This is a genomic window from Streptomyces sp. NPDC030893 (assembly GCF_055571535.1).
In genome coordinates, this window is sequence record NZ_JBVIFC010000020.1 from 109,699 (window position 1) to 119,549 (window position 9,851).

General features: G+C 70.8%; 11 protein-coding genes and 2 pseudogenes. All 13 read left to right on the forward strand.

Translation table 11 applies throughout. The annotated features are described in order from the left end of the window. The first annotated feature begins 91 nt into the window (after positions 1-91). Positions 92-361, forward strand: a complete 270-nt coding sequence (locus tag ACZ434_RS29145) for a DUF6284 family protein (protein WP_468461023.1) — start codon at positions 92-94, stop codon at positions 359-361. After that, complete coding sequence (locus tag ACZ434_RS29150) at positions 358-1,473, forward strand: conjugal transfer protein (RefSeq protein ID WP_468461025.1); 1,116 nt, start codon at positions 358-360, stop codon at positions 1,471-1,473. Before ACZ434_RS29145 ends, ACZ434_RS29150 begins: the two co-directional genes overlap by 4 nt. Further along, positions 1,473-1,823, forward strand: a complete 351-nt coding sequence (locus tag ACZ434_RS29155) for an RRQRL motif-containing zinc-binding protein (RefSeq protein WP_468461027.1) — start codon at positions 1,473-1,475, stop codon at positions 1,821-1,823. Before ACZ434_RS29150 ends, ACZ434_RS29155 begins: the two co-directional genes overlap by 1 nt. Continuing rightward, complete coding sequence (locus ACZ434_RS29160; RefSeq protein ID WP_468461029.1) at positions 1,820-2,059, forward strand: hypothetical protein; 240 nt, start codon at positions 1,820-1,822, stop codon at positions 2,057-2,059. Before ACZ434_RS29155 ends, ACZ434_RS29160 begins: the two co-directional genes overlap by 4 nt. Before the next feature lie 105 nt (positions 2,060-2,164). Next, positions 2,165-4,291 (forward strand): FtsK/SpoIIIE domain-containing protein, encoded by a 2,127-nt coding sequence (locus tag ACZ434_RS29165; RefSeq protein WP_468461031.1) that lies wholly within the window; start codon positions 2,165-2,167, stop codon positions 4,289-4,291. Between the two features lie 206 nt (positions 4,292-4,497). Next, positions 4,498-4,962 carry a hypothetical protein gene (locus ACZ434_RS29170; protein ID WP_468461033.1) on the forward strand — a complete coding sequence of 155 codons (465 nt, stop codon included), beginning with the start codon at positions 4,498-4,500 and terminating at the stop codon, positions 4,960-4,962. Positions 4,963-5,052: 90 nt separating this feature from the next. Beyond that, on the forward strand, positions 5,053-5,511 hold the full coding sequence (locus ACZ434_RS29175) for a DNA cytosine methyltransferase (RefSeq protein ID WP_468461034.1): 459 nt from the start codon (positions 5,053-5,055) through the stop codon (positions 5,509-5,511). A 195-nt stretch (positions 5,512-5,706) separates the two neighbouring features. Next, on the forward strand, positions 5,707-6,159 hold the full coding sequence (locus ACZ434_RS29180; protein WP_468461036.1) for a hypothetical protein: 453 nt from the start codon (positions 5,707-5,709) through the stop codon (positions 6,157-6,159). Next, entirely contained in the window at positions 6,156-7,052 is an 897-nt protein-coding gene (locus tag ACZ434_RS29185; protein WP_468461038.1) for a bifunctional DNA primase/polymerase, read from the forward strand. The genes ACZ434_RS29180 and ACZ434_RS29185 overlap by 4 nt, the downstream gene beginning before the upstream one ends. Next, positions 7,049-7,468 (forward strand): hypothetical protein, encoded by a 420-nt coding sequence (locus ACZ434_RS29190; RefSeq protein WP_468461040.1) that lies wholly within the window; start codon positions 7,049-7,051, stop codon positions 7,466-7,468. The genes ACZ434_RS29185 and ACZ434_RS29190 overlap by 4 nt, the downstream gene beginning before the upstream one ends. Continuing rightward, positions 7,465-8,612: pseudogene (locus ACZ434_RS29195) on the forward strand (DUF3631 domain-containing protein). Before ACZ434_RS29190 ends, ACZ434_RS29195 begins: the two are co-directional and overlap by 4 nt. Positions 8,613-8,788: 176 nt before the next feature. Continuing rightward, the gene (locus ACZ434_RS29200) at positions 8,789-9,022 is read left to right on the forward strand and encodes a helix-turn-helix domain-containing protein (protein WP_468461042.1); all 234 of its coding nucleotides are present in this window, start codon (positions 8,789-8,791) and stop codon (positions 9,020-9,022) included. A gap of 79 nt (positions 9,023-9,101) precedes the next feature. Continuing rightward, positions 9,102-9,761: pseudogene (locus ACZ434_RS29205) on the forward strand (tyrosine-type recombinase/integrase); the annotation flags it as partial. Between the last annotated feature and the right edge of the window lie 90 nt (positions 9,762-9,851).

Consider the following 9,851-nt stretch of genomic DNA (forward strand, 5'->3'; position numbering starts at 1 on the left):
GCCGGAACCGACTCCAACGGCGCGCGGCCCCGGTGCTGGAACACCGGGGTCGCTGTTCGGGCCGTTCCTCGCTGGAAGGAACCACGACCCAATGGATCACATCGTCACTGTTCAGGACGCTGTTACCGCGTTCGCCGACTTCATGGAACCGACGAACGCCGAGCTGGACGCGATCGAGCAGGAGATGCCCGTCATCCTGGCGGACGTCGAGCTGCTGGACGCGCACATCGTCACGCTGGACCGGCCGCCGACCGAGCTGGACGCCCGCCGCATCCGGCGGGCCCGCCGCCGCGCGCTGGTCGCCCGGGTCGCGCTGCTCAACCGCACCACGGGCGCGAGCTTGTCCGGCGGTGCCGCATGAGTGCCGCCGACCGGACCTTGACCCGCACGCAGGTCGGCGTCTTGGCTGCTGCGTTCGTGCCGATGCTGGCCACGGGCGTGTTCGGCGGGATCGGCACCTACAGCAACATCGGCCACTCCTACGGCTCCGGGACCGCGATCGGGGCGCTCGCCGCCGGCGAGGGCGCCACCGCCGTGCTCGCCCTGGTCCTGCTCGGGCTGACCATGCTCGGGCAGTCCTCCCCGCGAATCGTCCGCATCGGCCTGTGGGCGCTGCCGGCCGCCGCCGCCGTCATGGGCGCGATGGCCGCCCCCGACCTGGGCCGCACCGTGATCTACGCCCTCACTCCGATGGGCATGTCCGTCTCGGCCGAGGGTATGGCGTTCCTGGCCCGCAGGATCGTGGTCCACATCCACGGACGGGATGCGGAGAACGAGCGGCGGACCGCCGATCTGGTGCAGGCGCTCGCCTACCACCGCGCCCGCGCCACACACCACCCCAGCGACCGGGTCAAGAAGTGGTCCGAGCGCAAGTCGTGGCGTCTGGCCCGCAGGGTCGGTGTCGGGGATGCGGCGCTGGGATCGAGGCTGCTGGACGTGCAGCGCGACCGCGTCACCGCCGGTGCGGACGCCGCACTCGCGTCGATGTTCGGCGCCGCCGCCCTCGACCCCGCCTCAGTCGCGGATGCGGAGGAATCTACCAAGACTATAAGGAAACGGTCTATGGCTGACCTGCCGGAATCGACCCAGGACCCGGTGGTGACGCTGACCCGGTTGACCGTGCCGGAACCGGTCGCGGTCGACCTGGGCAAGTCGATTCCACTGCTTAAGCCGATGCCCGCCATCCCCGCCCCGACCGACACCGCGACCCGTTCCGCGCGGCGGTCGGTTCCGGCGGAGTCGACCCCGCCGCGTCGGACGACCGGTCGACTCCCCGAGGTGGCCCGATCACCCCGACCCAAGCGCACCTGGGACCAGTTGCTCGCCGAAGCACGGACGGCGACGGTTGGACTGCCGGATGCGAAGGTGACGGCCGAGGGCATCCGCCGCACCATCCACACCTCACCGGCGAACGCGCGCAAGCTGCGTGACGCCATCCTCGCCGACCGCGCCCCCGCCGCTGAGGCGGCGTGATGGGGGCGCTACCGGTGTTCCGGTGGCGCCTCGCCCCGGACGGCTACGCCACCCGCCGCCAACTCCGCGCCCTGGGCCTGCGGCCCGGCGGTCAGGACGTGGCCGCACAGCTCGAACGCCCCCGCCGCCGGCGGGGGCCGCTGGTCGCCTACCTGTACCGCGTCGACCTCGCCCTACCGGTCCGGCCCATGACCCCCGCCCGGCGGGCGGCACTCACCAAAGCCAACACCGCCCGCCGCACCTGCCCTGCCTGCCGGCGCGATGCCGGATACATCATCCCCACCGCGCTCGGCACGTGCGTGCCCTGCGCCGACTCCAGCCCGCACGGGCCCGATGGGAGCACCCTGTGAGCAACGCCGACCTGCGCCGCATCGACCGCGAGATCCGCGCGACCACGAAGAAGCTGGAAGCGGTCCAGCGGGGTGAGTTGTGGCCGCTGAACGGCCGCGAGCGCCGCGCCCTGCTCCGCGCCGCCGCCGAGACGCGGCTGAACGCGGAATTGTCCGCCCTGTACGCCGAGCGGCTTCGGCTCATCAACGACGCCGCCCGCGCCAAGGCCGCCAAGCGCTCCTCCGGCTGGTGGTGACCAGCCCACGCATCACGCCGGGGTGACCGGGACTTTCCACGGACACGGCCACCCCGGCTCTCCCTCACTCCCGCCCTTGTCGGGGCAGTCAGGAGATCTCCCAGCATGTCTGAGAACGTCGTTCACCTCCACAAGCACACCAAACCACCCGCCGAACCGGTCACCGGCGACACGGCCCCGACCGTGCTCACCGTCGTCCCGGACGCGCCGCCCGCCCGGCCGGTGCCGCTGTGGGTGCGCTCCGGGCGCGCGGTGAAGACTGCTGTCACGCACGAGCGCACCCGGTCGGCCGGCCGCGCCGTGGTCCGGCACGGCCTCTACACGTTCAACGGCGGGCGGATCGTGGCCCGCCGCGCGTGGGACGGCCGTACCGGCTCGCGATATGAGCGGATGATCCGGGCGGCGGAAGCCGCGGGGAACCTGGAAGCGGCCGAGGAGTGGGAGGAGCGGTTGCAGCGCTTCCGCGCCGCCCGCCACCACCGCCGCATGGACCTCCTGCACTCCCCGGTCGACGCCGCCAAGGGCGTCGCCGTCGGCGCCGGCATGAGCATCGGCGTCCTGGTCGCCCTCGGCATCGTCATGGCCTGCAACTCCGGCCAGGTCGCGGACGCCGTCACGCCGCTGTCCGCGACCATCGACTTCATCGCCTTACTGATCCGCATCGTTCAGGTGGTGTGGGGACCGGCGCTCACGATCGGCCCGTTCCTCGCCCTGCTGGCACTGTGGTCGGTCGGCCGCAAGCAGCACGCCGCCCCCGCATGGGCACTGCCCGCGAACGTCCGGACCGGGGAGGGGGAGCCGATCACCCCGTCCATCGTCGTCAAGGCACTGCGCGACCTCGGAGTCCCGGCCCTGGCCAGGGCCATCAAGGAGATGGGCGACGCCGGCGGCTCGATGCTCGGGCCGATCACCATCGCTGGATGCGGGGTCGAAGTCGATGTGACTTTGCCGTCGGGGGTGTCGACGAACGAGGTGCAGAGCAAGCGCCGCAAGCTCGCCGAGAATCTCACCCGGCACGAACACGAGGTGTTCATCACGATCCCGCAGGCCGCGCGCACGGTGCGGCTGTGGATCGCCGACAGTGGGGCGCTGGACGAGCCGATCGGCCCGTCCCCGCTGGTCACCGACGAGACGATGACCGCCGACTACACCAAGGGAAAGGCCCCGTGGGGTCAGGACCTGCGCGGCGACGCCGCTGCCCTGTCCCTGTATCAGCGGCACCTGCTCATCACGGGTCTGTCGAACCAGGGCAAGACCGTGGCCCTGCGCTCCCTGGCCCTGTGGCTGTCGCTGGACCGCTCGGTGCAGTTCCTCATGGGGGACCTGAAGGGCGTCGGGGACTGGGCCATGTTCGACGGCCTGGCCACCACTCTGATTCAGGGGCCGACGGATGAGCACGTGATCCAGGTGACCGAGATGGTCGAGGGCGCGGTGGACGAGATGAACCGCCGGATCCAGGCCCCGCCCGGCACCACGTTCCCGCCGTTGATCGTGCTGGTGGATGAGGCACAGGTGGCGTTCATGTGCCCGGCCAAGGACGCCGACAAGCGCCCCTACGGCGGGTCCAAGGCCAACTCGCGGTACTTCATGGCCGTCCGCAAGATCCACAACCAGGGGCGGGCGGTGAACGTCCTGATGTGGCAGGGCACCCAGGACCCCACCAACGAGAACCTGCCCAAGCTCGTGCGCGAGGGCGCACACACCCGCGCCTCCCTCGCCCTCGGCACCGAATCCCAGGCCCGCATGGCACTGGGCGACAAGGCCGTCGACGGCGGCGCCGCGCCCAACCTGCTGCGACCCGGCCTGGACCGAGGAACCCTGGTCGTCGCCTCCGACGGCATCACCATCCCGGCCGGACAGTCCTCCATCACCGTCCGCACGCACTACATCGACGACGACGCCGCCACCGCCATCACCGACCGGGCCAAGGCACTGCGCGACGGCGTCACCACCCTCTACACCATCGACTGGGGCGAGGAGCGTGACCCGCTCGCCGACGTCGCCGCCGTCATCGGCGACGCCCCGCGGGTGCGGACGAAGGATGTGCTGGCCCGGCTCGCCGCACGGGACGCCGGCGCGTACGGCGGCTGGTCGTTCATCGACCTCAAGCGCGTCCTCGACGACGCCGGCGCGGGGCCGTACAAGTCCGACGGTGTCATGGTCGTCTCCCGCGACCGGGTGGCCCGCGCCCTCGCCAACCGCGACACCGAGGGTTCCGCTTCCGCCGAATGACGGCAGGAGCCGACCGCGTGCGGGTCAGGGAGACAGGGAGAACTCCCTAAACCCCTCCCTGACCCACCTCCCTGGCTCTGAACTGCACGAATGATCGTTCAGGGAGTCAGGGAGGCTCACAGTTCAGACCCCCGAAAACCCCCTCCATACGGCACCCCGAAGGGGGTGCCTCCGCCTCCCTGTCCAAGCGCCTGAAGGGATTCCGCATGTACCCCGAACACGTCCACAGCGCGCCCACCGAGCGGGCAGTGGAAGTCCACCACCCGACTCCATTACCGCCCGCCGTCATCAACGCGGCGCCGGTCGCCTGCGTCCAGCCGGGCCAAGTTCCGGCGGTGGCGAGCGTCGTCCTGCCGGACGGCCGTGTCGTGACCGGCTACGCCATCGACCACCCGCAGCCCACCCTGGTCACCGCCAAGCCAGCCGTCTCCCGCGCGGCGGTGAACGTTGCCCTCGGGGGCGTCGGGTTCCTCGCGGTGTGCGGCGGACTACTGCTGCTCACCTCGTTCATCGCCGCACTCACCGCGTTCATCACCCAGCTCATCATCCTCGCCGCCGTCATCTTCGGCGGATGGATCGCCGTCCAGGTCCTCGGAGCGAGCGGCCACCGCGGCGGGACCACGGTGAACATCCGACGGGCCGTGATCAAGCGCAACCACTTCCACGGCTAGCCACGCCAAGGGCGGCCCCCGCATCTCGCCAAAGAACCGGGACCGCCCTTGTACACCTGGCATCCAACTGACCTGTGGAGGTCTCCCAGCATGACCCAACCCACCACCATCGGGCGAGTGCCCGGCTCGCCGCCGACGATCGTCGCCCTGTGCGCCGGCTACGGCGGCTTAGAGGCCGCGATCCGGGCCCACATCGGCGGCCAGGTCGCCGCCTTCGCCGAGAACGACCCGCACGCCGCGACCGTGTTCGCCCACCGCCACCCCGGCGTGCCCAACCTCCGGGACATCCGAGCCGTCGACTGGGACCGCGTCCGGGACGTGTTCCGGCCGGACGTGATCGGTGCCGGTTTCCCCTGCCGCAACACCTCCAACGCTGGACGAAGGGACGGGATCAATGGGCAGTGGTCGCGGGTCTGGAAAAACGTCGCTGAGGCTGTGGGCCACCTTCGACCGCGCCTCGTCTTCCTGGAAAACGTGGCGGCGCTCCGCTCGCGGGGGCTGGACGTCGTCGCCGCGGACCTGGCCGCGCTCCGGTATGACCTCCGGTAGACATGCGTACGCGCTGGTGACCCCGAAACCGGCGCCCCGCACGAGCGCGACCGCTGGTTCGCAGTTGCCCATCCCGCTGATGCCGACCCCCACCAGCTCGGACGGCACTGGCGGCCCCGGCACCTCGCCGAAGCGCAAGGGCGGAATGAACCTGCGCACCGCCGTCACAAAACTCCCTCCGCCGCCCCCGCAGCCGTGAGCCTGCTGCCCACCCCGGCGGCCCGCGACTGGAAGTCCGGCGCCTCCAACCTGCTCGACAGGAACGCCCGGCCGCTGAACGAGGTGGCCGTGAACCTGCTCGCCGGCGTGGACACCACGCCGTCCGGGCCGGTCCCGCTGGACGAACAATGGGTCGCTGCCGACGGTACCGACTACGGGCCCGCGATCCGCCGGTGGGAGCGCATCACCGGACGGTCGTCGCCGTGCCCGACCGAACCGGGCACGCGCGGCAACCGGCGGCTGTCCCCGCTGTTCACCGAGTGGATGGTGGGCCTGCCCGAAGGATGGGTCACCGCCGCGCCCGACATCCCCCGCAAGGAACAACTGAAGATTCTCGGCAACGGCGTCGTGCCCCGCCAGGCACACCACGCCTACAGCCTGCTGCTCGGCACGACTACGGCCAGGCCGGCATGGGGGGTGGCGGCATGAGCGAGGACCTGATGCGCGCCGCCCTGGAAACTGCCGAACGCGGCTGGCATGTCTTCCCTCTGCGTCCCGGTACCAAGCGGCCCGCCCTGCACGGCGAGAAGACGTGCACCCGTACCGGGCCGTGTGCGGCCGGCCATCTGAAGTGGGAGCAGCGCGCCACCACCGACCCGGACCGCATCCGCGCCGCCTGGACGCGGGCCCCGTTCAACGTCGGCATCGCCACCGGCCCCTCCGGACTGCTGGTGGTCGACCTGGACGTGCCCAAGGACAAGGGCAGTTCGGACGCGCCTTGCGGCGCGGCAACCTTCGCAGCGCTCTGCGAGCGCGCCGGCCACGCCGTCCCCGACACCTACCGGACCCGGACCGCGAGCGGTGGAACGCACCTGTACTTCACCACCCCGCCCGGCGTGCATCTGTCCAACACGGCAGGAAGCATCGCCCCGTTGGTTGACACCCGCGCGCACGGCGGGTACGTCGTCGCGGCGGGCAGCATGACCCCCGCCGGACGGTACGAAGCGCTGTGCGCCCCTGTGGCCGCTCCGCTGCCCGGATGGCTGCTGAGCGTCCTGCGACCGGCCCCCAAGCCCGTACAGGCGCCCGCAGGGCCCGTGGTGGGGCAATCCCGCCGATACACGGACGTAGCGCTCGCCAACGAGGTGCGGAACGTGGCCACCGCCGCCGACGGGACCCGTAACGCGACGCTGCTGCGGGCCGCCCGCGCCCTGGGACGGCTGGTCGCATCCGGCGACCTCACCCGCACACAGGTTGAGCAAGCTCTTAGGGAGGCGGTGGCGGGCAACGCCACACAGTCGCAGCGCTACTACGACGACGTGATCCGTCGTGGGCTGGATTGGTCCATCGCACACAACCCGGCGCGGCGGAGGGCGGCATGACCAACCCTCTCCCCTCTAAGAGCCTCACCCGTGCCCCGACCGGCCCGCAGGCCGCTCCCCAGCCCGTGGACGTAGCGGCCGTGGGCGAGCCGAAAGGCGCCGCCCGTCAGGGCGTCGTCACTGCCTTTCGTTCGAACCGGTTCCCGGACGCCGGAGCGCACCCCAGTGCCGATCCGACGCCGGAGCGGCCCGGTCTCCGCATCTACGCCCCGCCGGTCTACCGGCATCACTGGGACGGGGCCCGCTGGTCCAAACGGTCCGGCGGCATCCCCACCGCCGCCTACGCCTGCCCCTGCGGACACACCGCGACCGCCCGCGGGCAAGACGCCGTGGCCGCGCTGGTCACCGACTACGCCGCGCGCAAGCACTGCTGCACCGGAACCCCCGGCACGCTGGAACGGAGGAACGCCGCATGACCCCCACCACGATCGACGGGGCCGCGCTGCTGGACGAGGTGGAAGCCTTCCACCGACGCTTCAACGTCTTTCCCACCGAGGCCGCGTTCGTCGCCGTCGCCCTGTGGGACGCTCACGCGCACCTGCTCGACTGCTTCGACTCCACCCCGCGCATCGCCTTCCTGTCCCCCGAACCGGGGTCCGGCAAGACGCGTGCGCTGGAGATCGTGGAGACGCTGGTGCCGCAGCCCATGACGGCCGTCAACGCATCCGCCGCCGCCCTGTTCCGGTCCGTATCCGCCGGCACCGGCAAGCCGACGATCCTGTTCGACGAGATCGACACCGTCTTTGGTCCCAAGGCCGGGGACAACGAGGAACTGCGCGGATTCCTCAACGCCGGCCACCGCCGCACCGGGGTCACCTATCGGTGCATCGGCGATGGCGGACAGCAGACCGTGCAAGCCTTCCCCTCGTACTGCGCGGTCGCGGTCGCCGGCTCGGCTCGCTGCCGGACACGATCCTGAGCCGGTCCGTCATCATCCGCATGCGCCGCCGCGCAAGGAACGAGAAGGTGGAACCCTTCCGGGCCCGCATCCACGAGGCCGAGGGACACGCCCTGCGGGACCGGCTCGCCACCTGGGCGGAGCAGGCACGCGACCGCGTCATGGGGGCGTGGCCGGACATGCCCGACGGGGTGAGCGACCGGCCGGCGGACGTGTGGGAACCCCTGCTCGCCGTCGCCGACGCCATCGGCGGCCACTGGCCCGAACGAGCACGAGCGGCATGCGTGGCCCTGGTCACCGCATCCAAGGCCAACGACAAAGGCAGTCTCGGGGTCCGGCTGCTGACCGACCTACGCGACCACGTCATGGTCGGCATCGACCGCCTTCCGACCATCGCCATCATCGACCGGCTCAACGCACTCGATGACGCCCCCTGGGCCGACCTCAACGGCAAGCCGCTCGACAACCGACGCCTGTCCCGGATGCTCGGCGAATACATGACGGCCGACAACGAGCCGATCGCCTCCCGCAACATTAAGACCGCCGGGAGCGTCCTCAAGGGCTACTACGCCACCGACCTGCACGACGCATGGCAACGCTACTGCCCCCCACCCCCGGAAAGTCCGCTACTTCCGCTACCGGACACCGAAAACGCAGCCTGACCAGCGACAACGAGGTAGCGGCAAGCACCGAAACTTGCCGCTACCCATCCGCTACCGCTACCGCTACCCCTTCCCGCTACCCCGAACAGGCCCCTGACCTGCGCGGTAGCGGCGGTAGCGGAAGTAGCGCCCCTCAGAGGGACCCCCGACGGACAGTCCTAGAGGAGATCTTTTTCATGAGCATCGCCACCGTGGACATCGCGCCGCTCGCCGAGGTTGGCGCCCCGGCCCCCGTTCTCCTGACCGTGGAAGAGGCGGCCCGCTGCCTCCGCATCGGTCGCACCACCTGCTTCGCCTTGATCCGCACCGGAGAGCTGGAGTCCCTGACGATCGGCGGACTCCGGCGCGTCCCCGCCGATGCCCCGGCCGCCTACCTCGCCCGCCTCCGCGCTGAGCAGCGCGCTGCCTGATCACCTCAAACCGGGACGTCACCTTGCCATGAGGTGGCGTCCCGGGCTGTTTCCTCACCTAACACGAAGGAGCCCGCCTGTGGCGGAAGAGAAGAAGCGCACTCGGCAGCCCAACGGCCGCAGCTCCATTTACCTGGGCAAGGACGGGAAGTGGCACGGCCGGGTGACGGTCGGCATCCGAGACGACGGAAAGCCGGACCGACGCCACGTCGAAAGGAAGACCCGCGCCGAGGTGACGGAAGCCGTCCGCGAACTTGAGCGCCAGCGCGACGCCAAGACCGTATGTAAGCCGGGCAAGCCCTGGACGGTCAAGACATGGTTGACGCACTGGATCGAGAACATTGTTCCGCTCGGGGTGAACGAGAACACGATGGTGGGATACGGCGCGGCCGTTCGGAAGCACCTCATTCCGGGGCTCGGAGCCCATCGTCTCGACAGGCTCAAGCCCGAGCACATCGAGACGTTCTATGCCGCGATGCAGGCCAAGGGCAGCAAGCCTGCGACCGCCCACCAGGCACACCGGACCTTCCGGACCGCGCTCAATGAGGCGGTCCGGCGCGGGCACCTCGGGCAGAACCCCGTACGGCTCGCGAAGGCACCACGCGTACGGGAGGAAGAGGTCGAGCCGTACAACGTCGAAGAGATCCGCAGGCTGCTGCGCGCCGCCGACAAGCGCCGGAACTCAGCGCGATGGGCCATTGCTCTCTCGCTCGGCCTCCGCCAGGGCGAGGCGCTCGGTCATGTCCCCTGTCGTGGTGTAGGCGATCAGTCGTCTGACGTGGCGGGTAGGACGGTTGGGGCATCGAGGTAGAGGGCGTCCATGCTCTCG